The organism is Streptomyces sp. NPDC014907, from assembly GCF_055562975.1.
This window is the reverse complement of sequence record NZ_JBVHEG010000006.1, coordinates 11,937-37,438: the sequence shown is the minus strand read 5'-3', so window position 1 is coordinate 37,438 and position 25,502 is coordinate 11,937. Positions and strand designations below refer to the sequence as shown.

Below are 25,502 nucleotides of genomic sequence, written 5' to 3'. Positions count from 1 at the left end.
CGGGGACGGGACCGGGCGGGCGGGGACGGGACCGGACGGGGGGCGGGGCGGGGCGGGGATCAGGGTTGACCGGGGCCGGGATCAGGGTGGCCCCGGGGCCGGGGTCAGGGCGCCAGCACCTCCGCGAGGTCGCGGAGGAAACGGGCGTACGCGGCGGGGCTGGGCGGGATCTCCGGGCTCCAGGGAACGAGCCGCACCCCGGACGGAAGCCCGTACGGCGGCGTGGCGTGGGCCCGGTTGTCGAAGAGGACCAGGTCCGGGCGGAGTCCGGCGGCCCGCTCCCAGTCCGTGGTGAGCCAGTTCGCCCCGGGACCGGGACCGGGGTCGATCATCCGGACGCCGATCCCGGAGAGCCACGCCAGCTCGGGCCAGGCCTTCGGGCGGGCCAGGTGCACCTGGTCGGGCCCCGCTCCGGAGAGGGCGAGCACTCCGAGCCCGGTCCGCACGGCGGCCTCCCGGAGCGCGGCCTCGGCGGACGCGAACTCCGCCAGCGCGGCTCCCCGGCCGAGTCCGGTCGCCGGGCTCGCGGTCACCGGGTACGCGGTCTCCGGGCCGACGGCTTCCGGACCGGAGGCTTGCGGACCGGCGGTTCCCGGGGGCGCGGTCCGGGGCCCGGCGGGCTCCCGTTCCCCCGCGTCCCCGTGCGCGGCGTTCGGTCCCAGGAACGTCAGACCGGCGGCCAGCGCGTCGAACCGGTCGAGGATGGCCCGCAGGCCGGGTTCGCCGCCGACGGAGAGCACGGCGAGCGGCACCCCGATCCGCGCGGCGAGCGCCCCGTCCAGTGCGTAGGGGCTCTTCCCGTCGTACGTCACGTCGACCACGAGGTCCGGTCGCAGCTCCCTCAGGCCCTCCTCGTCGAGGTCCCGGCCCGGTCCGAGGTACGGCACGCCGACCGCCTCCAGGATGCCCGCCTTCGCCGGGTCGGGCGTGTCGCCGTCGTGCCCGGAGCCGTACGCGGCGACCGGTGTCACCCCCAGGTCGTACAGGGCGGCCCCGGCCCGCGCGTACGCGACCACCCGCCTCGGCACGTGGTCCGCCCGCAGCTCCTCGCCCCTGTCGTCCGTGAATTCCCATGCCTGTGCTCCGGACATGCGGCTGTTCCCTCCCCGGCCGGAATCTCCCTCTCCCGTCACCTTGGAACGGTTGTGCGGCCCGCACAAGAGGGCCTGCGGACCCGGGGGCGGCCGTCCGGCCCCGGCCCCGGCCCGGCGGCCCACGGAGCACCACCGGGCGCGCGGGACGCCGGGTCCACGGAGGACCGGGCGTGCGGGTCACCGGGCGCGCGGGTCACGGCCCGTCGTCGCGAGCAGGCGCTCGAAGGCGGTGGCGCCGTCCGGCAGGGCGACGGCCTCCCCGAAGACCTTCCTCTCGCGGGCCATCGGCGCCATCCGCTCCACCTCCCCGGTCAGTCCCGCCACCACGGCGGGGTCCGGCTCGAAGGGCCGGCCGGTGGCGCGGGCCAGGTCCCAGGCGTGCACGGTCAGATCGAGCAGCACCATGGACCCGACCGTCCGCGCGGGCAGCCCCATGGCGCCGGTCGTGCCCTCGTCGGCGCCGGGCGCCGACCACGCCTCGACCAGCTTCCCCGCCTCCGTCTCGAACAGCCCGCGCCAGTCGGCCCCGGAGACCCGGTCCGGGGTCTCCGAGAAGTCGGGCGTCCCCTTGGCGGCGAGGAGCTGGAAGTTCACGACGACGTGGAGGAGGTGGTTGAGCAGGGCGCGCACGTCGTACTCGGCGCAGGGCGTGGGCGCGTCGAGCGACGCGTCGGAGATGCCCCCGACCACGGGGACGGCGTCGGCTGCGGCGGTGCGGAGCAGGTCACCGATGCGGGGCGTGTCGTCATTCGTCATGCGTCCGACGGTAGGCGGGCGCGCCCGGCCCGGTCTTGAAGAAACGCGCCGCCACGTGCCCGGGGGCGGGACGCGCACGGGCCGGACGGGGCTCGCGGACGGGCGGGGGCTCGCGGGCCGGACCGGGGCTCGCGGATGGGTGGGGGCTCGCGGGTTGGGCAGGGGCTCGCGGGCCGGGCGGGGTGTCCGCCCCGCGCCCTAGCATGCGGACCATGCCCGACCCCACCCCCCGCCGGGACACCCGGGGCATCGTCGACCCCGCCGGACTGTTCTCCCGGGTCCGTTTCCGCCGGCACGCCCCGGCGCCGGAACTGCGGCCCTACCTGGAGCACTACTGGCTGATCGACTGGGAGCTGCCGGAGCCGTACGCGGCCCACCTCGTCCCGCACCCGTCGGTGAACGTCGTCTTCCAGCGGTACGGCCGTCCGGGGGCCCCGGCCGGGGAGGCGCGCGCGTCGGCCGAGGTCTCGGGAATCGGGCTCGGCCTGTTCACCCGGAAGCTGGCGGATTCGGGCCGCGTCTGCGGGGTCCAGTTCCGCCCCGGCGGTTTCCGTCCCTTCGCGCCCGCGTGGCCGGTGTCGGCGTGGACGGGCCGCCGGGTCCCGCTGGACGAGGTGTTCCCGGACGCGGGCGCGCACGGGCGCGACGGCACCGGCGGGGGCGCGGCCACGGGCGGGCGCGGGGACGGAGTGGGTGGCGGGGGCGACGGAACGGGCGGCGGGGCCGAGGGAAGCGGCGGGGGTGAAGGGGGCGGCGCGGACCCCGGCGTCCTGGCCGCCGTCCTCTCCCCCGACGAGGACCACGCGCGCGTGGCGGCGCTCGACGCCTTCCTCCTGGCCCACGGCCCCGTCCCCGATCCGGCCGCCGACCGGGCCGTGGAACTGGTCGACCTGATCCGCTCGGACCGCACGGTCCGGAAGGTCTCCCGGCTCGCCGCCGTGTCGGGCCTGTCGCCGCGTTCGCTCCAGCGCCTCTTCGCCGATCACGTCGGAGTCGGCCCGAAGTGGGTGATCCTGCGCTACCGGATCCACGAGGCCCTGGAACGCGCCGGGACCGCCGGAGCGGTGGGCGCCCCGGACTGGGCGGCCCTCGCGGCGGAGCTGGGCTACAGCGACCAGGCCCACCTCGTACGGGACTTCACGGCGACGATCGGGGTGCCGCCGACGGCGTACGCCCGTGGGCTGTCGGACCCCTGACCTACCGTACGGACATGAACGAACCCTCACGCGTACGCCTGGCACCCTGGCCCGAAGAGGACGACGGTCTGCTGCGGGCCCTGAACACCCCGGAGATGACGGAACACTTCGGCGGCCCGGAGACCGAGGAGCAGCTCGCGCGGCGCCACCTGCGGTACGCGGGGATGAACGCCGGTGCCCCGGAAGCGGGGCGCGTGTTCCGGGTCGTGCTGCTCCCGGAGGAGGTCGTGGCGGGCAGCGTCGGCTTCTGGGCCCGGACCTGGGACGACGAGCCGGTGTACGAGACCGGGTGGGCCGTGCTGCCGGGCTTCCAGGGCCGGGGCGTGGCGACGGCCGCCGCGCGCGCGGTGGTCGCGGAGGCGCGGGCGGCGGGCCACCACCGCTTCCTGCACGCGTTCCCGTCGACGGACAACGCCGCCTCGAACGGGGTGTGCCGCAGGGCCGGGTTCGAACTGCGGGGCGAGCGGGACTTCGCCTACCCGCCGGGGCGCCCGATGCGGTGCAACGACTGGCGGTTCGACCTGACGGCCCCGGGCCGGGAGATCTGATCCGGCGCGGGGTCGGCGGCCTTCACACCGGGACGGCACCCCCGGTTTTTTCAGGGTTGACGGGCAACGGGTCACCACGGATAGTCATCTGCGTGACACAGCATATTCGCCACGCAGCCGAGCGGCGGCGCTCCGCCCTCACCGGCGGCGTCTCCTCCCCGTCGGCGCTCCTCCCGGAAGGGCATTCCTCATGACCGTTCTCGTCACCGGCGGCCGCGGCCGCGTCGCCACCGCCCTGCTCGGCCTCCTCGCCTCCGCGGGCGTCGAGGCCAGGGCAGGCTCCAAGGACCCCGCCGGCCTGCGCCCACCCGCCGGAACCGGCACCGTGCGCTGCGACCTCTCCGATCCGGCCACCTTCGACACCGCCCTGAAGGGCGTCGACTCCGTCTTCCTGTACGCCGACGCCACGCACGCCGGCACCTTCGCCGAGCGGGCCCGCGCCGCCGGCGTCGAGCACGTCGTCCTCCTCTCCTCCTCTTCCGTCCTCGCCCCGGACGCCGCCGGGAACGCGATCGCTGCCTCCCACCTGTCGGCCGAGCGGGCCCTGGAGGCCGCCGCCGGGGCCGGGGACTTCGAGGTCACCGTCCTCCGGCCCGGCGCCTTCGCCACCAACGCCCTCCCGTGGGCGCCCGCCCTGCGGAGCGGCCACGGACCGGCCCTGCCGTACCCGCACGCCCACAACGACCCGATCCACGAGCGCGACATCGCCGAGGCCGCCCTCGCCGTCCTCACCGAGCCCCGGCGGCGCGGTTCCTCGTACTGGCTGACGGGCCCCGAATCACTGGACTTCACCGAACAGCTGGCGATCGTCGCCGGGGTGACGGGCCGCCCCGCGCCGCACATCACCGTCACGCCGGAAGAATGGAAGGAATCGGTGACCGCCCACATACCGGAGGCGTTCGCGGACGCCCTCCTCTCCCACTGGGCCTCCCACGACGGCCGGCCGGTCCACCTCACCGACACCGTCGAGGAGCTGACCGGCCGTCCGGCCCGCACCTTCGCCACCTGGGTCACCGACCACGCGGAGGCCTTCCGCCCCTGACCACATCGGCCTCCGGCCCGGCCCGACGCGAGGGCCGGGGCCGAAGGCCGGACCGGACCGAGTCCGGTCGGGCCCGGCCGGAACGGGTGCGCCGGACCGGACCGGGTGCGCCGGAGCGGGCCCGGCAGGATGAGGACGGACCGGCAGGGTCGGGGCGGGGCGGGGCGGACCGGAGCACGGGGAAACCCCCTGGCCGACCGTCCGGTCCCGGTGCCATCCTGTCCCCGTGAACGGACCGGAGATCCAGATCAGTTTCGCCCCCGCCCTGCGGCTCTTCGTCTCGGCGGAACGGCGCTCGGGCCGCACCCCCCTGATCACCGACGGGGCCTCTTCGCTCGGCCACGTCGTGGAATCACTGGGCGTTCCCCTCACCGAAGCCGGGCGGCTCCTGGTCGACGGGCGGCCCGTCGACGCCTCGCACGTCCCCGGCGCGGGCGAGACGGTCGAGGTGGAGAGCGTCGCCCGGCCCCAGCGGGTGCCCGGCGCCCCGCTCCGGTTCCTGCTCGACGTGCACCTCGGCACCCTCGCCCGGCGGCTGCGGCTGCTGGGTGTGGACGCGGCCTACGAGAGCGAGGACATCGGCGACCCGGCCCTGGCCGCGCTCTCCGCGCGGGAGCGGCGCGTCATGCTCTCCCGGGACCGGGGGTTGCTGCGCCGCAGGGAGCTGTGGGCGGGCGCGTACGTCTACAGCGACCGGCCGGAGGAGCAGCTCCGGGACGTCCTGGAACGGTTCGCGCCGCCACTCGCGCCGTGGACCCGCTGCACGGCGTGCAACGGGAAACTGAGCGGCGCCGACAAGGAAGCGGTGCGCGAACGCCTCGAACAGGGCACCGAGAAGACGTACGACGTGTTCGCCCAGTGCGTGGAGTGCGACCGGGTCTACTGGCGTGGCGCCCACCACGCCCGCCTGGAGGCGATCGTCACCGACGCGGTACGGGATTTCGGCGGGGCCGCCGCGCGCTAGGAGGCGTCCGTCCCCGTCCGGGCGGGCTCGTCCCGGGGCGCCCCGCCCGCCGGGCCGCTCCCGGCCGGACGGTCCAGGTCGCCGCCGCGCAGTCGCTCGACCTGCCGGGCGCTCACTTCGACGGTGCGCCGCATGTGGGCGATGAGCAGGGCGACCTCGGCGTCGCTGTAGGCGTCGAACATCGTGCCCCAGGTGCTGTTGAGCTTCCGCCACAGGGCCCCGAGTTCCGCCGTCCGCCGGGGGACGAGCGCCACCAGGACCCGCCGTCGGTCCTGGGCGTCGCGTTCGCGCGTCACGTACCCGGCCCGCTCCAGGCGGTCGACGAGCCGGGTGGCGGAACCCGTGGTGAGCCCGGTCAGCTCGGCCACCCGCCCGATGGTCACCGGCGCCTCCTCCAGACCGAGCAGGCTGAGGCACTGCACATCGGTCGGGTGGAGCCCCAGGTGGTCGGCGACGGCCTGGTTGAACAGGGCGTAGGCGGCCATGTAGCGGCGGGCCTCCCCGTACAACTCGCCCATCAGGGCCTCGCGCCGGGCGGAACTCTTCTGCGTCATGCAGCAATCGTACGGACCGGCCGCCGGGCGGCCGTCACGGGCGGGGAGGAACGCGGGTTCAGAAGACGTAGGGGTCGCCGGTGGCGAGCACCAGGACGTGGTGGCGGTCGTTCGCCGGGTCGCGGTCCACCGCTCCGTCCCGCCAGGCCGTGGTGATCTCCACCGTCATCTCGTCCGGAAGCCCCGCGGTCCACAGGTCGAGCCCCAGCCTCCCGGTCCCGCCGGCCGGGAGCTCCCCCGTACGGCAGGACACCACCCGGTCGCTGCTCCACAGACAGGCCGGCGGCAGTTCCCGTCCGCCCTCCATCGGGAAGGAGAAGGCGATCCGGACCGTCGCCTGCGCGAGACCGGCGGGCCCGTGGTTCTCGCTGACCAGCCAGACCCCCACCTGCCCGTCCCGGAGGGAGACGTGACCGTGATGGGACAGATCGGCCTCGGGTTCGGGCTCCACGGCACCGGCATCCGGACCCGCGCCCACCGTCACGGCCACCACCGCGGCCGCGAGAACGGCCCCGAACGCAGCCTTCCACAATCCTCGCATGCACACAAAATACCCATGAAACTTCACATCTTCCGACAATCCGACAGTCCGCGTGTCCCTGCCGGTCCGTCCCCCGACCGCCCCCGCCGGTCGCTTCACGCCCCACCTATCCTGACCGGGCGATCGACGACACCGACCACCTGCGCGAGGAGCACGCCATGACCGCCCCCGGTACCCCCATCGCCGTCATCACCGGAGCGAGCAGCGGAATCGGCACCGCCACGGCCAGGCGGCTGGCCGCCGCCGGCTACCGGGTCGTCCTCACCGCCCGCCGCAAGGACCGCATCGAAGCGCTCGCCGCCGAGATCAACGACGCCGGCCACCAGGCCACCGCGTACGCCCTCGACGTCACCGACCGCGCCGCCGTCGACGAGTTCGCCACCGCCTTCCGCACCCTCGCCGTCCTGGTCAACAACGCCGGCGGCGCCCTCGGCGCCGACCCCGTCGCCACCGGTGACCCGGACGACTGGCGCCGGATGTACGAGGTCAACGTCCTCGGTACCCTCCACATGACCCAGGCCCTCCTCCCCGCCCTCACCGCGAGCGGCGACGGCACGGTGGTCGTCCTCTCCTCCACCGCCGGTCACGGCACCTACGAGGGCGGCGCCGGCTACGTCGCCGCCAAGAACGGCGCCCGCGTCCTCGCCGAGACCCTCCGCCTGGAGATCGTCGGCACCCCCGTCCGCGTCATCGAGATCGCCCCCGGCATGGTCAAGACGGAAGAGTTCGCCACCACCCGCTTCCGCGGCGACACCGACAAGGCCGCCAAGGTCTACGCGGGCGTGGCCGAGCCCCTCACCGCCGACGACGTCGCCGACACCGTCACCTGGGCCTGCACCCGCCCCCCGCACGTCAACATCGACCTCCTGGTCGTCCGCCCCCGCGCCCAGGCCTCCAACACCAAGGTCCACCGCGAGTCGTAGAATCGCGAGGGGGCCGGCGCACACGCGCCGGCCCCCTCCCTCCCCGGACCCGAAACCCGGAACGCGAGGCCCGGGCCAGGACGCCCCGGGCCAAGAAGCCTTCCCGGCCTCCCCCGAAGCCCGCCGAAGCGGTTCAGCCCTTCACGCAGACGACCTGCTTCAGCTTCGCGACGACCTCCACCAGGTCCCGCTGCCGGTCGATCACCTCGTCGATCGACTTGTACGCGGCCGGGATCTCGTCCACGACACCGGAGTCCTTGCGGCACTCCACGCCCCGCGTCTGCTCCTCCAGGTCCCGCGCCGAGAAGCGCCGCTTCGCCTCGCTCCGGCTCATCTTCCGGCCCGCGCCGTGCGAGGCCGAGTTGAAGGACGCCGTGTTCCCCAGGCCCTTCACGATGTACGAGCCCGTGCCCATCGAACCCGGGATGATCCCGAACTCCCCGGAGCCGGCCCGGATCGCGCCCTTCCGCGTGACCAGCAGGTCCATGCCCTCGTACCGCTCCTCCGCCACGTAGTTGTGGTGGCAGGAGATCACCGGCTCGAAGGTCACCCGGGCCTTGCGGAACTCCCGGCGGACGACCTCCTGGAAGAGCGCCATCATGATCGCGCGGTTGTACTTCGCGTACTCCTGCGCCCAGAAGAGGTCGTGCCGGTAGGAGGCCATCTGCGGGGTGTCCGCGACGAACACCGCGAGGTCGCGGTCGACCAGGCCCTGGTTGTGTGGCAGCTTCCGCGCCTCGCCGATGTGGTACTCGGCCAGCTCCTTGCCGATGTTCCGCGATCCGGAGTGCAGCATCAGCCAGACCGCACCCGACTCGTCGAGACAGAACTCGATGAAGTGATTTCCGGATCCGAGCGTTCCCATCTGCTTGTGAGCACGTTCATGACGGAACTTGACCGATTCCGCGATCCCGTCGAAGCGCGACCAGAAGTCGTCCCACCCCGCCGCCGGGAACCGGAACAACCGCGAGGGGTCCACCTCGTCCCGGTGCATCCCCCGTCCCACCGGAATCGCCTGCTCGATCTTCGACCGGAGCCGTGAGAGGTCGCCCGGCAGGTCGTTCGCCGTCAGGGAGGTCTTGACCGCCGACATCCCGCAGCCGATGTCCACGCCGACCGCCGCCGGACAGACGGCGCCCTGCATCGCGATCACCGAACCGACCGTCGCCCCCTTGCCGTAGTGCACGTCCGGCATCACGGCCAGGCCCTTGATCCACGGGAGGGTCGCCGTGTTCTGCAGTTGCCGCAGGGCGCCGTCGTCCACGGCGGCGGGATCGGCCCACATCCGGATCGGCACCTTGGCCCCGGACAGCTCTACGTACGACATACTCCCTCGATTCCCCCGAAAAGACCGATAACGCAAAAACCGGAGCCAAAGCCCGTACAGGTGACAGGGAACCGGCATCAACGGCAGCGTGTGCGATAGACATTGTGTCCACCGGCCGGGTTCGCGCGGCAAACAGTTTTCGGGAAAGTCTTCGGGAGAAGGGAGCCTGGGACCGTGCAGCGAAAGACGTACGCCCCCGGCCGCACCGGGCCCACCGCTCGTACCGCCGCCGTCCTCGCACTCGGCCTCGGCCTCGGCGCGGGCCTCACCGGCTGCTCCTCCGGCGGCCCGACGGACGAGGTCACCGTCGACGCCAAGGCGGCCCCGGCCGTCGCCGCCGCGCGCCCGGGCCGTTACCGCACCCTCTTCGACGCCTGTGACGCCGTCCCCCGGGCCACCCTCAAGGACATGCTCCCGGGCGCGGCGGGGCTGCCCGATTCCGAGCGCGACAAGGTGTACCGGGGCAGCCCCGTCGTCACCTACGACAACGACCGGCGCGTCGGCTGCGCGTGGAAGGCCGGCGCCGCCGGCGCCTCGCACCAGCTCACCCTCGACGTCGAGCGGGTGGTCTCGTACGACACCGCCGTCAGCGACGACGACCGGGCGCAGGAGGTGTACGTCCGCAAGCAGCTCGCGGCGGACATCCCCCTGTCCCCCACCGCCCCGCCGACGACCGCCGGCACCCCCGCCGCCCCGGCTTCCGGCACGGTCACGGGTACGCCCTCCGGCACGGCCACGGCTCCCGCGTCCCGGCCGCCGGGGGCGCCCGCCGATCCGGCGGGCGGGCACCCGGCGGGCGGCGGCGCCCCCGCCCCGGGCTCCACCGGCCCGGCCACCGCCACTCCGACCGCCACCGCCCCGGCCGGTTCCGGCACCCCCGGTTCCGGGACCCCCGCCCCCACCGGCCTGGAACCGCGCGTCCTCGAAGGCCTCGGCGACGCCGCGTACCTCGACGACGCGGTCGGCACGCTCGGCGCGAACAGCCACCAGCGGGTCGTCAGCGTGGTGTTCCGCACATCCAACGTGCTCGTGACCGTCTCCTACCGGGCGCAGACGTCCGGTTCCCCCGAGGCTCCGGACAGCGGGGAACTGCAGGAAAGGGCCCGGAACCTGGCCCGGCTGCTCGCCGAGCGCCTGGAGGAGTAGCCGTCCGGTGCCGCTCCGTGAGCGGGTGCCGAACACGTAACGTGTCGGCGTAGCCCGTGGCCGTACCGGTGGTCACGGCCGCCGGGCCGGTGGCCGGACCGTACGACAAGCGACTGAAGGAACCATGCAGCGATCAGCCTCGCGACTCACCCGCACCCTCGCCTGCGCAGCCGTCCCGGTGATGCTCGTCGCAGCCGGATGCTCCTCGGACTCCGGTGACTCCGGCAAGCCGAAGGCGGGGGCGGCTTCGAGCGCGTCGGCGTCCGCCACCCCCTCGCCGGCGCAGGCGACGAAGACGGTCGAGGCGGCGAAGTTCGCGAAGCTGCCCCAGGTCTGCCGGTCGATCTCGGCGAAGACGACGGAGGCGCTGGTTCCTAAGGCGAAGGTCAAGAACGGCACGCCGACCGGTACCGCGGACTCGTCCAGCCGTGGCGGCTGCTCGTGGAACGGCCTCGACGACAAGGGCGTGAAGGGTTCGCAGTACCGGTGGCTGGACGTGTCGTTCTTCCGGTACGCGTCGGACGTCTCGCTCGGCAGCGGCCAGGAGCGCGCGGGGGAGAACTTCGCGAAGGAGCTGGCGAAGGTCGAGGCGACCCCGGACGCCAAGAAGCTGCGCACGGTCGTGACCCCGGGCGTCGGCGACGAGGCGAAGACCGTCACCTACCAGGTGCGCAAGACGAACGCGGACTTCGTCTACGCCTCGGTCGTCGCGCGCACGGGCAACGTGCTGGTCCTGCTGTCGTACAACGGCGCCGGGTACGCGGGCGCGCCGTCCCCGACGGAGAAGACCGTCATGGACGGCGCGGTCGGCGCGGCCAAGGAGGCCGTCGCGGCGGTCGAGGCCGCCAACAAGCAGTAGCGAACCGGCACGAAACAGCACATTCACACGGAGCCCGTCCCTCCCCCGGAGGCCGGGCTTCGCTCACGTGTGCCACTCTGTGCGCGCGGGATGTCGAACGACGGGAGGGATCGCGGGTGGCCGCGATGCAGCTGACACGCACACACCGAATACTCATCGGCCTCGTCGTCGCCGGCGCGCTGGTCATCGCGGGGATCGGTTTCGCGGGTTCGTACGCCGCCGTGCGTGAGCTGGCCGTGCAGAAGGGCTTCGGCACCTTCTCGTACTTCTTCCCGATCGGCATCGACGCGGGCATCTGCGTCCTGCTCGCCCTGGACCTGCTGCTCACGTGGCTGCGGATTCCGTTTCCGCTGCTGCGGCAGACCGCGTGGGTGCTGACGGCGGCCACGATCGCGTTCAACGGCGCGGCGGCCTGGCCGGACCCGCTGGGCGTGGGCATGCACGCGGTGATCCCGGTGCTCTTCGTGGTGGCCGTGGAGGCGGCGCGGCACGCGGTGGGCCGGATCGCGGACATCACCGCCGACAAGCACATGGAGGGCGTCCGGCTCACCCGGTGGCTCCTCTCCCCCGTACCGACGTTCCGGTTGTGGCGGCGGATGAAGCTGTGGGAACTGCGGTCGTACGAGCAGGTCATCAAGCTGGAGCAGGAGCGGATGATCTACCAGGCCCGGCTGCAGGCCCGGTTCGGCCGGAGCTGGCGGCGCAAGGCGCCGGTGGAGGCGCTGATGCCGCTGCGGCTGGCCCGGTACGGGGTGCCGCTGGCGGAGACGGCGCCGGCGGGCCTGGCGGCGGCGGGCATCGAACCGGTCCTGCTGCCGCCGCGGCCGTCCGTGGCGCACGAGCAGCAGGCGCGGGAGCTGACGCAGGACCAGGCGCAGGGGCCCCGGCCCCTCCCCCAGCCGCAGGCCCACGCGCCGCAGGAACTCGCGCCCACCGGGGTCCCGCAGGTCCCCCCGGCCGCTCCGGCGGCGGTGGACCCGGCGGCCCACGTGACCCACGGAAGCCCCTGGTTCGACGCGCAGAGCCTCCTGACGAAGAGGTACACCGGCACGTACGACCCCCTGCGCGTCGTGGAGCCCGAGCCCGTCCCGGCCCCCGCCCCGGGAGGTCCGGAGGGCGCCGCGCCCCCGCCGGAGCGGGACGGGGAGTCCCCGGAGCGCGCGGAGGAGGCCGCGTACGCGGAACGGGACCAGCAGGTCGAGGAGCTTCGCGAGCTCACCCACAAGCTCACCCTGACGTACGCCGTGGAGCACGACCGCTTCCCGGAGTACGCGGAGCTGGAACGGCAGGTGGCCCTGCACTACGGGTTCCAGCGGTTCCCCGAGCCCGATCTGCTCCAGCGGCTGATCCCGGGGATCCAGGAGGAGATCCGGCAGTCGATGGCCGAGCAGCGCACCCCCTGATCCACCCCCGCACGACGTCGTGCGAAAGGGCCGCCGCCCGGAATCCGGGCGGCGGCCCTTTCACGTGCTCACGCTCGCGTCGCGTCGCTCACGCGCCCAGCAGCCTCCGCACCCGCTCCGCCCCCACGGCGAGGAGCAGCGTGGGAAGGCGCGGGCCGGTCTCCCGGCTGACGAGGAGCTTGTAGAGCAGGGCGAAGAAGGCGCGCTGGGCGAGCTTCAGTTCCGGCGTCGGCTTGGCCTCGGGGTCCAGCCCGGCCATGACCTTCGGGACGCCGTAGACGAGGGTGGTGAGCCCGTCGAGCGACCAGTGGGTGTCGAGGCCGTCCAGGAGGAGGCGGAGCGAGGTGCGGTCCTGCTCGTCCAGGGAGCCGAGCAGTTCGGTGTCGGGCTCGTCGCGGACGATGGTGCGCTGGTCGGCCGGGACCTGGTTGGTGATCCAGTTCTCGGCGCGGTCGAGGCGCGGCCGGACCTCGTCGAGGGAGGTGACCGGGTTCTCCGGGTCGAGCTCGGTGAGGATCCGCAGGGTCTGCTCGTCGTGGCCGGCGGTGATGTCCATGACCGAGGCCAGCGTCCGGTACGGGAGCGGGCGGGGGGTCCGGGGCAGCTCGCCGGCGGCGGTGCGGGCGGCACGGGAGTGGGCGGCGGCGTCGGCGGGCAGGGCGGTGCCGTCGGCGACCTTGGCCTCCAGCTTGTCCCACTCGTCGTAGAGCCGCTGGATCTCCTGGTCGAAGGCGATCTTGAAGGACTGGTTGGGCCTGCGGCGGGCGTAGAGCCAGCGCAGCAGGGGCGCCTCCATGATCTTCAGCGCGTCGGCGGGGGTCGGCACGCCGCCGCGCGAGGAGGACATCTTGGCCATGCCGCTGATGCCGACGAAGGCGTACATGGGACCGATGGGCTGGACGCCGCCGAAGATCTCGCGGACGATCTGGCCGCCGACGACGAACGAGGAGCCGGGCGAGGAGTGGTCCACGCCGGACGGCTCGAAGATCACGCCCTCGTAGGCCCAGCGCATGGGCCAGTCGACCTTCCAGACGAGCTTGCCGCGGTTGAACTCGCTGAGCTTGACGGTCTCGCCGAAGCCGCAGGCGGTGCAGGTGTAGGCCAGCTCGGTGGTGTCGTCGTCGTACGAGGTGACGGTGGTGAGGTCCTTCTCGCACCGCCCGCAGTAGGGCTTGTACGGGAAGTAGCCGGAGGTGCCGCCGGAGCCGTCGTCCTCGGCCGCCGCGCCGGAGCCCTCCTCGGCCTCCAGCTCGGCCTCGTCGACGGGCTTCTGCGACTGCTTCTTCGGCGCCTTCTTCGTCCGGTACTGGTCGAGGATGGCGTCGATGTCGGCACGGTGCCTCATGGCGTGCAGGATCTGCTCGCGGTAGGTGCCGGCGGTGTACTGCTCGGTCTGGCTGATCGGGTCGTACTCGACGCCCAGTTCGGCCAGGGACTCGACCATGGCGGCCTTGAAGTGCTCGGCCCAGTTGGGGTGGGGCGAGCCGGCGGGGGCCGGGACGGAGGTGAGGGGCTTGCCGATGTGCTCGGCCCAGGACTCGTCGATGCCCTCGATGCCGTTCGGCACCTTGCGGTAGCGGTCGTAGTCGTCCCAGGAGATGAGGTGCCGGACGGTGTACCCGCGGCGGCGGATCTCGTCGGCGACCAGGTGCGGGGTCATGACCTCGCGGAGGTTGCCGAGGTGGATCGGGCCGGAGGGGGAGAGTCCGGAGGCGACCACGACCGGTTTGCCAGGCGCACGTCGCTCCGACTCGGCGATGACCTCGTCCGCGAAACGGGAGACCCAGTCGGTCTCGGTGCTGCTCTGAGCCACGGTCGGTACGTCCTTCTTCCTTGATCTTTCCTGGATGTTCATGCCGGGCGTTCACGGAGGGGCGGAACCCCTCGCGGTCTCGTGTCGGCCATTCTCCCAGACGGAGCGGGGCACCCGGAGGTTGTCCACAGGGCGGGAGGAACCGGGGGGCGTCCACAGGGCGGAACGGGGCGGACGCGGGGCGGGCGGAGGACGGGAACGGAGTTGTCCACAGGCGGGCGGTCCGGGGAGAAAACGCGTTGCCCTCCCGTGGGACACTTGACGGGCGAAAGAGCCCCGCTCCCGGCGGGGACATCCGACACGACAACAGGAACGGAAGCTCATGGCCTCGGTCCCTTCCCTCGCTTCGACCGTGCAGCAGCGCCTCGCGGACGGACTCTCGGCCGCCCTGCCGGAGGCCGCGTCCGCCGACCCGCTGCTGCGACGAAGCGACCGGGCCGACTTCCAGGCCAACGGCATCCTGGCACTGGCCAAGCGGTTCAAGGGCAATCCGCGCGAGCTGGCGGCGAAGGTCGTCGGGGCGATCCCGGCGAACGACGTCCTGAAGGAGATCGAGGTCTCCGGCCCCGGCTTCCTGAACATCACGGTCACCGACGCGGCGATCGTCGGGACGCTGGCGGCCCGCGCCGCCGACGCGCGGCTCGGCGTGCCGTTCAACGAGTCGGCCGGCACGACGGTGATCGACTACGCCCAGCCGAACGTGGCCAAGGAGATGCACGTCGGCCACCTCCGTTCGGCCGTGATCGGCGCGGCGATGGTCGAGATCCTAGAGTTCACCGGCGAGACGGTGGTCCGGCGCCACCACATCGGCGACTGGGGCACCCAGTTCGGCATGCTCATCCAGTACCTGATCGAGCACCCGCACGAGCTGGACCACTCCTCGGAGGCCGAGGTCTCCGGCGAGGAGGCCATGTCGAACCTCAACCGGCTCTACAAGGCCTCGCGCGCCCTGTTCGACTCCGACGAGGGCTTCAAGACGCGGGCCCGGGCGCGCGTGGTGGACCTCCAGGCCGGCGACGAGGAGACGCTCGCGCTCTGGCAGCGGTTCGTCGACGAGTCGAAGATCTACTTCTACTCGGTCTTCGACAAGCTGGACATGGACATCCGGGACGCCGACGTCGTCGGCGAGTCCGGTTACAACGACATGCTGGCGGAGACCTGCCGCATCCTGGAGGAGTCGGGCGTCGCGGTCCGTTCCGAGGGCGCGCTGTGCGTGTTCTTCGACGACGTGAAGGGCCCGGACGGCAACCCGACCCCGCTGATCGTCCAGAAGTCCGACGGCGGCTTCGGGTACGCGGCGACCGACCTGTCCGCGATCCGGGACCGGGTGGGGAACCTGAAGGCGACCACCCTGCTGTACGTGGTGGACGCGCGGCAGTCGCTGCACTTCAAGATGGTCTTCGAGACGGCCCGCCGGGCGGGCTGGCTGAACGACGAGGTCAAGGCCGTCCAGCTGGCGTTCGGCACGGTCCTGGGCAAGGACGGCAAGCCGTTCAAGACCCGTGAGGGCGAGACGGTCCGGCTGGTGGACCTCCTCGACGAGGCCGTGGAGCGGGCGACGGCGGTCGTCCGCGAGAAGGCCGAGAAGGTGGGCCTGACCGAGACGGAGATCGTCGAGAACGGCCAGTACGTGGGCATCGGCGCGGTGAAGTACGCCGACCTGTCGACGTCGGCCGCGCGGGACTACAAGTTCGACCTGGACCAGATGGTGTCGCTGAACGGCGACACGTCGGTGTACCTCCAGTACGCGTACGCGCGGATCAGGTCCATCTTCGGCAAGGCGGGCGACCGCACCCCGGCCGCCCACCCGGAGCTGGAACTCGCCCCGGCGGAGCGCGCGCTCGGCCTGCACCTGGACGGGTTCGCGGAGACGGTGGCCGAGGCCGCCGCGGAGTACGCGCCGCACAAGCTGACCGCGTACCTCTACCAGCTGGCCTCGCTGTACACGACGTTCTACGACCAGTGCCCGGTCGTGAAGCCGGAGCCGGCGCGGGAGGTCGCGGAGAACCGCCTCTTCCTCTGCGACCTGACCGCCCGCACGCTCCACCAGGGCATGGCCCTCCTGGGCATCCGGACGCCCGAGCGCCTCTGACCTCCGGGCACCGGACACCGGCGGGCGCCGTCCCGCGTACGTGCGCGTACGCGGGACGGCGCCCGTTCCGGGTTCAGCTCCCGTCGGACGGGCGCCATTCGCCCTGTTCGGCCCACCAGATGTACGAGGGACGCCCGGCGGTCGCGCTGGTACGGAACGGACGGCCCTCGTCGTCGACCCGGATCACGCCCTTCCGGTCGCCGCTGCTCCAGGAGACCTCCAGGTACCAGCTCACGTCGTGGGCCTTCGTGGTCAGGTCGAAGCGGAGCACCTGGGGGTCGTCGGACGCGACCTTGTAGGGGAAGTCCTTCGCGGGCACGACCGTGTCACCGTCCTGGCCGGCGACCGGCCGGAGATCGGGCCGGGACCGGTCGAGGTCCACGGCGAACGTCTGCGGGACGACACCGCTGCCGCAGCCCTCGCCCATCGAGTACGCCGACCAGGGCAGCGGGGCGGAGCGCTCCACCACCCGGACGTGGACGTCGTTGATCACCACGGAGTCGGCCGTCCGGCCCGTGGCGGTCAGTTCGAGGCGCATGCCGCCGCCGTCCACCGCGCCGAGCGAACGCGCCCAGCTCCGGTGCTCCTGGGGGGACGGCGGCGGGGGGACCCTGCCGGGCGCGCTGTCGAGCAGGTAGTACTGACCGCAGGGATTCTCCCAGTTGTACGAGCTGACGTTGACGTGCAGCGGAACGCCGGTCGCGGGCGCGTCACCGGGCCGGGGGGCGGTCGGCGCCGGCTTCCGTCCCGGAGCCGGACGCGAGGCCGGGGCCGAGGGTGACGTGGCGCCCGGGGACCCGGTCGGGGTAGCCGGAGCGGACGGGGTCGGGGGCGTGGTCGCGGTCGGAGGGGCCGTCGGGGTCGCGCTCGGGGAGGAACCGGGGCGTACGAAGGCGGCGGCACCGGTCACCGGGCCGGACGGGGTGGAGCCCGCCGCACCGCCCGGACGCCCCCCGCCGTCCCCGCTGGTGGCGAACACGGTGACCGGCACGGCCACCGCGACGACCGCCGCGGCGGCGAGCCCGACGAGCACCCGCCGCCGGCGCGGACCACCGGCCGGGAAACCGGGCCCGGGCTCCTTCCGGGAGAACCCGGGGGACCGGGAGGATCGGGAGGCCCCGGAGGACGCGAGGACATCGGCGGACCCGGCGGCTCCGGCGGGGCCGGCCGACCCGGCGGGACCGGCGGCGTCAGCAGGCCCGGCAGGACCGGTGGGGCTGGTGGGACCGGCAGGCACCTCCGGGGCGCCCGCCGCACCCGGCGCCCGGGCCGCCTTCCCGTCCGGCTCCGGCCCCGGCTCCTCCGCGACCGATTCCGTGGCGGATTCCGGGAGCGGCTCCCCGGCCGGTCCCGGGAGCGGCTCCCCGGCCGGTCCCGGGAGCGGCTCCCCGGCCGGTCCCGGGAGCGGCTCCCCGGCCGGTCCCGCGAGCGGCTCCCCGGCCGGTCCCGCCACCGGTTCAGGGTCCGGCTCCGGCGGCTTCGTTCCCGTCGCCGTACGCCCCCGCGTCCGCGCGTCGTCCGCGACGATCCACCGCCGGTGCAGTTCGATCAGTTCCCCGCGTTCCGCCCCGCACAGCCGCGCGAACCGCTCGACCGCCGCGAACGCGGCCGGTACGGCGTCGCCGTTGCAGTAGCGGTGCAGGGTCGACGTGCTGACGTGCAGCCGTTTGGCGAGCACCCCGTAGCTGTGCCCCGAGCGTTCCTTCAACTGCCGCAGCAGCGTGCCCAGCTCCTGCGCCTCCGGTGTGGTCGCCACCGCGCCCCTCCCCGTCTCCCCGTGTCCGTAGCCCTCGTGTCCGTAGTGCTCGCGTCCCGGAACGGCGTTCCAGGCAGAGGGCGTTCCCGCTGGTCACCGTACCCGTGAACGTTCCGGCGTCCCCGATGGCCCCGTCGGCGTTGCGTCCGGAATCCGCCGCCCCGCAACCTGGGACCACGCCGCGGCGCACCGGTCGAACGGGCAGCGCGGCGGATCGAGACCGACCGAAAAGCACCGACCCAACGGGGAGTTCCACCACCATGCGTGCACACCGCATCCGCGTCGTCACCGCCGCGGCCCTGACCGCCGCCACCCTCTCGCTCACCGCCTGCCAGACCTCGACGGACGGAACGCGGGACGAGGGCCGGGCCCCGGCCGCCGTCCCGTCCGCCTCCGCGTCCTCCTCGTCCTCCGCACCGGAGCCGGCGCCGACGGCGTCCCGGACGACGGAGCCGGCGGGGTCCACGGCGACGCCGGCCGGAAGCACCCCGCGCGGCACCGGCGCCTCCCCGCACGGCTCCACCGCCCCCGGCGGCAAGAACGGCGGGAACAGCGGGAACAGCGGCGGGAACAGCGGCGGGAACAGCGCCGGCAAGGGCGGCAGCGGCGGCGAGGACACCCCGGTCGTGGACCGGTCGTGCACGGCGACGACCGTGCGGGTCGTCTACAGCCCCGTCAGCCGTCCCCTCAACCACGCCCTGCTCACCGTGACCAACACCGGCGGCAAGGCGTGCAACGCCTACCACGCGCCGGTGCTGCGCATCGACGACGGACAGGCGGCGGTCGCGGTGGACCGGAGCAGCAAGCCGCAGGCGGTCGTCACCCTCGCCCCGGGCGAGAGCGCGTACGCGGGGATCACCCTGGCGGCGGCCGACGGCAGCGGATCGCACGGCGGCACGGCGAAGAACCTGACCGTCTGGTTCGCGTCGCGCGACGACGCGGGCTCGGTCGGCGGCTCGAAGGTCCTCGGGCTGCCCGCCGGTACGTACACGGACAGCAGCGCCCGGGTCACCTACTGGCAGAGCTCGATGGACGACGCCCTGAGCTTCTGACCCCGCCCGCCCTCCGGTGTGCCGCGTCCCGCACGGGCCGCGGCACACCGCACGCGCCGGTGCACCGGCGGAACGGCGGACAGGCAGAGGGACGGGCGGAACGGCGGACGGGCCGCCGGATCAGTGGAGGGCGCGGGACGTCCGTCCCGACACGGCGTCGATCTCCGTGTGGGCCTTCCGGAGGAGCTGCGAGGCGAGGTCCATCAGCGCGCGGGCGCCGGCGATCTCCTCCCCCACCCGGAGCTGGTCCGGGTCGGAGGGATGCCGGCGGGCGGTGCCGCGGGCCCGGAACTCGGTGCCGTCCCCGAGCCGGACCATGGCCGCGGCCCGCGTCCGGTCGCCCTCCTCCCGGAACTCCATCTCCACGTGCCATCCGACCAGCGTGTGCGTCATGGGGACCACCTCCGGAGGGGTACCTGTCGGCTACCCCTCCAGGGTGCGCCGCCCGGCGGCCGCCCACCAGCCCGGAGGACCGCCGCCCGGCCGGCCCGCGCCGGCCCCGGCTCAGACCCCGTCGCGGAGCCCGCGCGCGGCCTCGGTGGCCCAGTACGTGAGGATCATCCGCGCGCCGGCCCGCCGGATGCCCGTCAGGGTCTCCATGATCGCCTTGTCGCGGTCGATCCAGCCCCTCTCGGCGGCCGCCTCGACCATCGCGTACTCCCCGCTGATCTGGTACGCGGCGACCGGTACGTCCACCGACGCGGCCACCCGGGCGAGGACGTCGAGGTACGGGCCGGCCGGCTTGACCATCACCATGTCCGCGCCCTCCTCCAGGTCGAGCGCCAGTTCGCGCATCGACTCGCGGAGGTTGGCCGGGTCCTGCTGGTAGGTCTTGCGGTCGCCCCGGAGGGAGGAGCCGACGGCCTCGCGGAAGGGGCCGTAGAAGGCGGAGGAGTACTTCGCGGTGTACGCGAGGATCGCCACGTCCTCCTTGCCGATGGTGTCCAGGGCGTCCCGGACCACGCCGACCTGACCGTCCATCATCCCGGAGGGCCCCACGACGTGGACACCGGCGTCGGCCTGGACCTGGGCCATCTCGGCGTAACGCTCCAGCGTCGCGTCGTTGTCGACCCGGCCGTCCGCGTCGAGGACGCCGCAGTGGCCGTGGTCGGTGTACTCGTCGAGGCACAGGTCCGACATGACGATCAGGTCGTCGCCGACCTCGGCCCGCACGTCCCGGATCGCGACCTGGAGGATGCCCTCGGGGTCCGTGCCCGCCGTACCGGCGGCGTCCTTCTTCTCGTCCTCGGGCACGCCGAAGAGCATGATCCCGGAGACCCCGGCCTCCACCGCCTCCACGGCGGCCTTCCGCAGGGTGTCGCGGGTGTGCTGCACGACCCCGGGCATCGCCTCGATCGGCACGGGTTCGCTGATCCCCTCGCGCACGAACGCGGGCAGGATCAGGTCGGCGGGATGCAGCCGCGTCTCGGCCACCATCCGCCGCATGACGGGCGTCGTCCGCAGCCGCCGCGGCCGCGCCCCGGGAAAGGATCCGTACGAGTTCATACGGTCGAGGCTACGCCCGCGCGTGCCGTGCACTTGCCGACACCGTGTTGCCGCGTCAGTCTCGGGGGGGCATGCGAAAGGTGCGGGCCCCGGAGAGGGACCCGCACCCGTGGAACGCGTACCGCTACGTCGTCCGGCGCCGTCTCGCGCCCGGCCGCCGCTCGCTCGGCCGCGTCACCGGGTCACCGGCCTCCAGGGCCGCCTCCCGGCGCCGCGCGCCGAAGTCCGCGAGGGCCTCCGCCAGCTTGTGGACGGACGGCTCGGGCGACAGGACGTCGACCCGGAGCCCGTGCTCCTCCGCCGTCTTGGCGGTGGCCGGGCCGATGCAGGCGATGACCGTCACGTTGTGCGGCTTGCCGGCGATGCCGACGAGGTTCCGCACGGTCGAGGACGAGGTGAAGAGGACCGCGTCGAAGCCGCCGCCCTTGATCGCCTCGCGGGTGTCCGCCGGCGGCGGCGAGGCCCGGACGGTCCGGTAGGCGGTGACGTCGTCGACCTCCCACCCGAGCTCGATGAGGCCCGCGACCAGGGTCTCGGTCGCGATGTCGGCGCGCGGCAGGAAGACGCGGTCGATCGGGTCGAAGACCGGGTCGTACGGCGGCCAGTCCTCCAGGAGCCCGGCGGCGGACTGCTCGCCGCTCGGCACCAGGTCCGGCTTCACGCCGAAGTCGACCAGCGCGGCGGCCGTCTGCTCGCCCACCGCCGCGACCTTGATCCCGGCGAAGGCGCGCGCGTCGAGCCCGTACTCCTCGAACTTCTCCCGCACCGCCTTCACGGCGTTGACCGAGGTGAAGGCGATCCACTCGTAGCGTCCGGTCACCAGGCCCTTGACGGCCCGCTCCATCTGCTGCGGGGTGCGCGGCGGCTCGACGGCGATCGTCGGGACCTCGTGCGGCACGGCGCCGTACGAACGCAGCTGGTCGGAGAGCGAGGCGGCCTGCTCCTTGGTGCGCGGCACGAGGACCCGCCACCCGAAGAGCGGCTTCGACTCGAACCACGCCAGCCGGTCCCGCTGCGCCGGGGCGCTGCGCTCGCCGACCACGGCTATGACCGGCCGGTGGCCCTCGGGCGAGGGGAGGACCTTCCCCTGCTTGAAGACCTGGGCGATGGTGCCGAGGGTCGCGTTCCAGGTCCGCTGCCGGGTGGTCGTACCGGCGATCGTCACGGTGATCGGGGTGTCCGGCTTGCGGCCGGCCGCCACCAGCTCGCCGGCGGCCGCGGCCACCGAGTCGAGCGTGGTGGAGACGACGACGGTGCCGTCGGAGGCGCCGACCTCGGTCCAGCACCGCTCGTCGGCGGACCGGGCGTCGACGAACCGGACGTCGGTGCCCTGCGCGTCGCGCAGCGGCACACCGGCGTACGCGGGGACGCCGACGGCGTTGGCGACGCCGGGGACGACCTCGAAGGGGATGCCCTCGGCGGCGCAGGCGAGCATCTCCGCTCCCGCGTTGCCGTCGAGGCCGGGGTCGCCGGTCACCGCACGGACGACCCGCCTGCCGCTCCTCGCGGCCTCCATGACAAGATTGGCGGCGTCCCTCAACACGGGGACACCGGCGGCTGTTGACGCCTCGTCGACAACCGCCAGTTCCGGCGTGCTCACCCCCGCGCGCGCATGGCCGCGAACGACGTCGAGGACCTCCGGCTCGGCGATCAGGACGTCCGCTCCCGAGAGGGCCTCGACGGCCCGGAGGGTCAGCAGTCCGGGATCGCCGGGACCCGCGCCGAGGAACGTGACGTGTCCGTGGCCCGCGAAGGCCGGGGACAGGGGGCTGGTGGTCGGGCTGGTGGGGTTCAAAGTGCTCGCTCCCCCATAAGACCGGCCGCACCCTTGGCGAGCATCTCGTCCGCGAGTTCGCGTCCGATCGCCATGGCCTCGTCGTGCGAGGTGGGTACGGGTCCGGTGGTGGACAGCTGCACCAGCGTCGAGCCGTCGGTGGTGCCGACGACGCCGCGCAGGCGCATTTCGGTGACAGCCTGCCCGTGACCGGGGTCGTCGGCCAGCAGGTCGGCCAGCGCACCCACGGGTGCGGAGCAGCCGGCCTCCAGGGCGGCGAGCAGGGATCGCTCGGCGGTCACGGCGGCCCGCGTGCGCGGGTCGTCGAGAGCGGCGAGCGCGGTGGCGAGTTCGGCGTTCGACGCCGGACACTCGACGGCCAGGGCCCCCTGACCGGGGGCGGGCAGCACGACGTCGACCGGCAGGCGGTCGAGCGACAGGGAGCCGGTGAGCTCCTCCGTGCCGCCGATGCGGTTGAGGCCGGCCGCGGCGAGGACCACCGCGTCCAGTTCTCCGCCGCTCACGTAACCGACCCGGGTGTCGATGTTGCCCCGGATCGGGACGCAGGTCAGCTCCAGGCCGTGGCTGCGCGCGTACGCGTGGAGCTGGGCCATCCGCCGCGGCGAGCCGGTGCCGACCCGGGCGCCCTTGGGCAGCCGGTCCAGCGTCACCCCGGCGCGGGCGATCAGGACGTCGCGCGGGTCCTCGCGGCGCGGGACCGCGGCCAGCACCAGGTCGGGGTGCGGGGTGGTCGGCAGGTCCTTCAGCGAGTGGACGGCGAAGTCCACCTCACCGGCGAGCAGCGCGTCGCGCAGGGCGGCGACGAAGACGCCGGTGCCGCCGATCTGCGCGAGGTGCTCCCGGGAGGTGTCCCCGTACGTCGTGATCTCCACGAGCTCGACGGGCCGGCCGGTCACCTGCCGGACGGCGTCGGCCACGTGCCCGGACTGGGCCATGGCGAGCTTGCTGCGCCTGGTCCCGAGCCTCAGTGCCCTCTCGGTCATACTCGCCCTCGGTTCTTGACGTCGGCGTCATTCAGGTCGGCCCGGCTGACGGACGCCACCGTCTCCGGGTCGAGGTCGAAGAGTGTCCGCAGCGCGTCGGCGTACCCGGCGCCGCCGGGCTCGCCCGCGAGCTGCTTGACCCGCACGGTCGGCGCGTGCAGGAGCTTGTCGACCACGCGGCGCACGGTCTGGGTGATCTCGGCGCGCTGCTTGTCGTCGAGGCCGGGCAGCCGGCCCTCGAGCCGGGCGACCTCGCCGGCCACCACGTCGGCGGCCATGGCGCGCAGGGCGACGACGGTCGGGGTGATGTGGGCGGCCCGCTGGGCCGCGCCGAAGGCGGCGACCTCGTCGGAGACGATGGCGCGCACCCGGTCGACGTCGGCGGCCATGGGCGCGTCGGCGGCGGCGTCGGCGAGCGACTCGATGTCGACGAGCCGGACGCCGGGCACGCGGTGGGCCGCGGCGTCGATGTCGCGGGGCATGGCGAGGTCGAGCAGGGCGAGCGGGGCGCGGCGGCCCCGTACGGCGGTCTCGACGTCGCCGCCGGTGAGGACGAGTCCGGTGGCGCCGGTGCAGGAGACGACGATGTCGGCACGGGTGAGTTCGTCGCCGACGGCAACCATCTCGGCCGCGTGCGCGGTCACGCCGGTGCCGCCGGGCTCGTTGAGGATCTCGGCGAGCCGCTCGGCGCGGGCGAGGGTGCGGTTGGCCACGACGATCTCGGAGACGCCGGAGCGCGCGAGGGTGGCGGCGGCGAGCGAGGACATCGAGCCGGCGCCGATGACGAGCGCCCTCTTGCCCTTGGCCCAGGTCCCGACGTCCGTGCCGTCCGTGTCGCCCGTGCCTCCGGCCAGCTGTTCCAGGCCGAAGGTGACGAGCGACTGCCCGGCCCGGTCGATCCCGGTCTCGCTGTGGGCGCGCTTGCCGACCCTCAGGGCCTGCTGGAACAGGTCGTTGAGGAGGCGGCCGGCGGTGTGCAGCTCCTGGCCGAGGGCGAGGGCGTCCTTGATCTGGCCGAGGATCTGGCCCTCGCCGACGACCATGGAGTCGAGGCCGCAGGCCACCGAGAAGAGGTGGTGGACGGCCCGGTCCTCGTAGTGCACGTAGAGGTAGGGGGTGAGCTCGTCCAGGCCGACGCCGCTGTGCTGGGCGAGCAGGGTGGACAGCTCGGCGACACCGGCGTGGAACTTGTCCACGTCGGCGTAGAGCTCGATGCGGTTGCAGGTGGCCAGGACGGCGCCCTCGGTCGCCGGTTCGGCGGCGAGGGCGTCCTGGAGGAGCTTGGCCCGGGCGTCCGGCGACAGCGCGGCCCGCTCCAGGACGGAGACCGGGGCGCTGCGGTGGCTCAGGCCGACGACGAGGAGACTCATGCCGGCATCACCGCGGGGACGTCCCCGTCGGGTCCCTTGCGGCCGTCGTTCCCCGCGGCGCGGGGGGCCGGCGGCACGACGGCCGGCACGGACTCCGCGCCGGTGCCGGTCCCGGACTCCTCGCCGGCCTTGCGCTGCTCGTGGAAGGCGAGGATCTGGAGCTCGATGGAGAGGTCGACCTTGCGCACGTCCACGCCGTCGGGCACGGAGAGCACGGTCGGGGCGAAGTTCAGGATGGAGGTGACCCCGGCGGCCACGAGCCGGTCGCAGACCTGCTGGGCGACGCCGGCCGGGGTGGCGATGACGCCGATGGAGACGCCGTCCTGCTCGATGATCCGCTCGAGGTGGTCGCTGTGCTGGACGGGGATGCCGGCGACGGGCCTGCCGGTCATGGCGGGATCGGCGTCGATCAGCGCGGCGACGCGGAAGCCGCGCGAGGCGAAGCCGCCGTAGCCGGCGAGCGCGGCACCGAGGTTTCCGATGCCGACGATGACGACCGGCCAGTCCTGGGTGAGGCCCAGCTCGCGGGAGATCTGGTAGACGAGGTACTCGACGTCGTAGCCGACCCCGCGGGTGCCGTAGGAGCCGAGGTAGCTGAAGTCCTTGCGCAGCTTCGCGGAGTTGACCCCCGCCGCCGCCGCGAGCTCTTCGGAGGAGACCGTGGGTACGGAACGCTCCGAGAGCGCGGTCAGTGCGCGCAGATACAGCGGAAGCCGGGCGACGGTGGCCTCGGGAATTCCTCGGCTACGGGTCGCCGGTCGGTGAGTTCGGCCAGTTGCCAC

At 73.7% G+C, this 25,502-nt stretch carries 23 protein-coding genes; 10 read left to right on the top strand and 13 right to left on the bottom strand.

Features of this window, described 5'->3' with window-relative positions:
• Positions 1-104: 104 nt before the first annotated feature.
• Positions 105-1,091 carry an ABC transporter substrate-binding protein gene (locus ACZ3IL_RS17985; protein ID WP_467391385.1) on the bottom strand — a complete coding sequence of 329 codons (987 nt, stop codon included), beginning with the start codon at positions 1,089-1,091 and terminating at the stop codon, positions 105-107.
• A gap of 180 nt (positions 1,092-1,271) precedes the next feature.
• The gene (locus tag ACZ3IL_RS17980; RefSeq protein WP_467391384.1) at positions 1,272-1,850 is read right to left on the bottom strand and encodes a TIGR03086 family metal-binding protein; all 579 of its coding nucleotides are present in this window, start codon (positions 1,848-1,850) and stop codon (positions 1,272-1,274) included.
• 212 nt (positions 1,851-2,062) lie between these two features.
• On the opposite strand from ACZ3IL_RS17980, the gene ACZ3IL_RS17975 reads away from it, so the two are divergent.
• The 4 genes from ACZ3IL_RS17975 (at position 2,063) to ACZ3IL_RS17960 (ending at position 5,600) form a co-directional block, all read left to right on the top strand.
• Positions 2,063-3,046: a DUF6597 domain-containing transcriptional factor gene (locus tag ACZ3IL_RS17975; protein WP_467391383.1), complete on the top strand. Its 984-nt coding sequence runs from the start codon at positions 2,063-2,065 to the stop codon at positions 3,044-3,046.
• A 14-nt stretch (positions 3,047-3,060) separates the two neighbouring features.
• Complete coding sequence (locus tag ACZ3IL_RS17970) at positions 3,061-3,594, top strand: GNAT family N-acetyltransferase (RefSeq protein WP_467391382.1); 534 nt, start codon at positions 3,061-3,063, stop codon at positions 3,592-3,594.
• A 190-nt stretch (positions 3,595-3,784) separates the two neighbouring features.
• Positions 3,785-4,636, top strand: a complete 852-nt coding sequence (locus ACZ3IL_RS17965; protein ID WP_467391381.1) for an NAD(P)H-binding protein — start codon at positions 3,785-3,787, stop codon at positions 4,634-4,636.
• A gap of 226 nt (positions 4,637-4,862) precedes the next feature.
• On the top strand, positions 4,863-5,600 hold the full coding sequence (locus ACZ3IL_RS17960; protein ID WP_467391380.1) for a Mut7-C RNAse domain-containing protein: 738 nt from the start codon (positions 4,863-4,865) through the stop codon (positions 5,598-5,600).
• On the opposite strand, the gene ACZ3IL_RS17955 is transcribed toward ACZ3IL_RS17960, so the two are convergent.
• Positions 5,597-6,154: a MarR family winged helix-turn-helix transcriptional regulator gene (locus ACZ3IL_RS17955; RefSeq protein WP_467391379.1), complete on the bottom strand. Its 558-nt coding sequence runs from the start codon at positions 6,152-6,154 to the stop codon at positions 5,597-5,599. The two genes, ACZ3IL_RS17960 and ACZ3IL_RS17955, sit on opposite strands and share 4 nt — an antisense overlap.
• A gap of 58 nt (positions 6,155-6,212) precedes the next feature.
• The gene (locus ACZ3IL_RS17950; RefSeq protein ID WP_467391378.1) at positions 6,213-6,695 is read right to left on the bottom strand and encodes a hypothetical protein; all 483 of its coding nucleotides are present in this window, start codon (positions 6,693-6,695) and stop codon (positions 6,213-6,215) included.
• 158 nt (positions 6,696-6,853) lie between these two features.
• Between ACZ3IL_RS17950 and ACZ3IL_RS17945 the strand changes: the two genes are divergently transcribed.
• The gene (locus tag ACZ3IL_RS17945; RefSeq protein ID WP_467391377.1) at positions 6,854-7,618 is read left to right on the top strand and encodes an SDR family NAD(P)-dependent oxidoreductase; all 765 of its coding nucleotides are present in this window, start codon (positions 6,854-6,856) and stop codon (positions 7,616-7,618) included.
• A 133-nt stretch (positions 7,619-7,751) separates the two neighbouring features.
• On the opposite strand, the gene ACZ3IL_RS17940 is transcribed toward ACZ3IL_RS17945, so the two are convergent.
• Positions 7,752-8,945, bottom strand: a complete 1,194-nt coding sequence (locus ACZ3IL_RS17940) for an RtcB family protein (RefSeq protein ID WP_467391376.1) — start codon at positions 8,943-8,945, stop codon at positions 7,752-7,754.
• Between the two features lie 174 nt (positions 8,946-9,119).
• Between ACZ3IL_RS17940 and ACZ3IL_RS17935 the strand changes: the two genes are divergently transcribed.
• From ACZ3IL_RS17935 to ACZ3IL_RS17925, 3 genes are all read left to right on the top strand, one after another.
• Positions 9,120-10,091: a DUF3558 domain-containing protein gene (locus ACZ3IL_RS17935; RefSeq protein ID WP_467391375.1), complete on the top strand. Its 972-nt coding sequence runs from the start codon at positions 9,120-9,122 to the stop codon at positions 10,089-10,091.
• Positions 10,092-10,215: 124 nt separating this feature from the next.
• Positions 10,216-10,950, top strand: a complete 735-nt coding sequence (locus ACZ3IL_RS17930; RefSeq protein WP_467391374.1) for a DUF3558 domain-containing protein — start codon at positions 10,216-10,218, stop codon at positions 10,948-10,950.
• Between the two features lie 125 nt (positions 10,951-11,075).
• Positions 11,076-12,353, top strand: a complete 1,278-nt coding sequence (locus ACZ3IL_RS17925; protein WP_467391373.1) for a DUF2637 domain-containing protein — start codon at positions 11,076-11,078, stop codon at positions 12,351-12,353.
• A gap of 88 nt (positions 12,354-12,441) precedes the next feature.
• Here the strand turns inward: ACZ3IL_RS17925 and lysS are convergent, their stop codons facing one another.
• Positions 12,442-14,208 carry a lysine--tRNA ligase gene (lysS, locus tag ACZ3IL_RS17920; RefSeq protein ID WP_467391372.1) on the bottom strand — a complete coding sequence of 589 codons (1,767 nt, stop codon included), beginning with the start codon at positions 14,206-14,208 and terminating at the stop codon, positions 12,442-12,444.
• Between the two features lie 280 nt (positions 14,209-14,488).
• On the opposite strand from lysS, the gene argS reads away from it, so the two are divergent.
• Positions 14,489-16,258 carry an arginine--tRNA ligase gene (gene argS / locus ACZ3IL_RS17915; RefSeq protein WP_467391371.1) on the top strand — a complete coding sequence of 590 codons (1,770 nt, stop codon included), beginning with the start codon at positions 14,489-14,491 and terminating at the stop codon, positions 16,256-16,258.
• 73 nt (positions 16,259-16,331) lie between these two features.
• Here the strand turns inward: argS and ACZ3IL_RS17910 are convergent, their stop codons facing one another.
• The gene (locus ACZ3IL_RS17910) at positions 16,332-18,014 is read right to left on the bottom strand and encodes a helix-turn-helix domain-containing protein (protein ID WP_467391370.1); all 1,683 of its coding nucleotides are present in this window, start codon (positions 18,012-18,014) and stop codon (positions 16,332-16,334) included.
• 260 nt (positions 18,015-18,274) lie between these two features.
• On the opposite strand from ACZ3IL_RS17910, the gene ACZ3IL_RS17905 reads away from it, so the two are divergent.
• Entirely contained in the window at positions 18,275-19,066 is a 792-nt protein-coding gene (locus ACZ3IL_RS17905) for a DUF4232 domain-containing protein (protein ID WP_467391369.1), read from the top strand.
• Positions 19,067-19,186: 120 nt separating this feature from the next.
• Here ACZ3IL_RS17905 and ACZ3IL_RS17900 read toward each other — a convergent pair whose 3' ends face one another.
• The 6 genes from ACZ3IL_RS17900 to ACZ3IL_RS17875 all read right to left on the bottom strand — a co-directional run bounded on the left by ACZ3IL_RS17900 (position 19,187) and on the right by ACZ3IL_RS17875 (position 25,502).
• Positions 19,187-19,459 (bottom strand): DUF1876 domain-containing protein, encoded by a 273-nt coding sequence (locus ACZ3IL_RS17900; protein WP_467391368.1) that lies wholly within the window; start codon positions 19,457-19,459, stop codon positions 19,187-19,189.
• A gap of 111 nt (positions 19,460-19,570) precedes the next feature.
• Positions 19,571-20,572 (bottom strand): porphobilinogen synthase, encoded by a 1,002-nt coding sequence (gene hemB / locus ACZ3IL_RS17895; RefSeq protein ID WP_467391367.1) that lies wholly within the window; start codon positions 20,570-20,572, stop codon positions 19,571-19,573.
• A 124-nt stretch (positions 20,573-20,696) separates the two neighbouring features.
• Positions 20,697-22,367: a bifunctional uroporphyrinogen-III C-methyltransferase/uroporphyrinogen-III synthase gene (locus ACZ3IL_RS17890; protein WP_467391366.1), complete on the bottom strand. Its 1,671-nt coding sequence runs from the start codon at positions 22,365-22,367 to the stop codon at positions 20,697-20,699.
• Positions 22,364-23,350: a hydroxymethylbilane synthase gene (hemC, locus tag ACZ3IL_RS17885; protein ID WP_467391365.1), complete on the bottom strand. Its 987-nt coding sequence runs from the start codon at positions 23,348-23,350 to the stop codon at positions 22,364-22,366. The genes ACZ3IL_RS17890 and hemC overlap by 4 nt, the downstream gene beginning before the upstream one ends.
• The gene (locus ACZ3IL_RS17880; RefSeq protein ID WP_467391364.1) at positions 23,347-24,720 is read right to left on the bottom strand and encodes a glutamyl-tRNA reductase; all 1,374 of its coding nucleotides are present in this window, start codon (positions 24,718-24,720) and stop codon (positions 23,347-23,349) included. The genes hemC and ACZ3IL_RS17880 overlap by 4 nt, the downstream gene beginning before the upstream one ends.
• Positions 24,717-25,502 carry a redox-sensing transcriptional repressor Rex gene (locus ACZ3IL_RS17875; protein ID WP_467391363.1) on the bottom strand — a complete coding sequence of 262 codons (786 nt, stop codon included), beginning with the start codon at positions 25,500-25,502 and terminating at the stop codon, positions 24,717-24,719. Before ACZ3IL_RS17875 ends, ACZ3IL_RS17880 begins: the two co-directional genes overlap by 4 nt.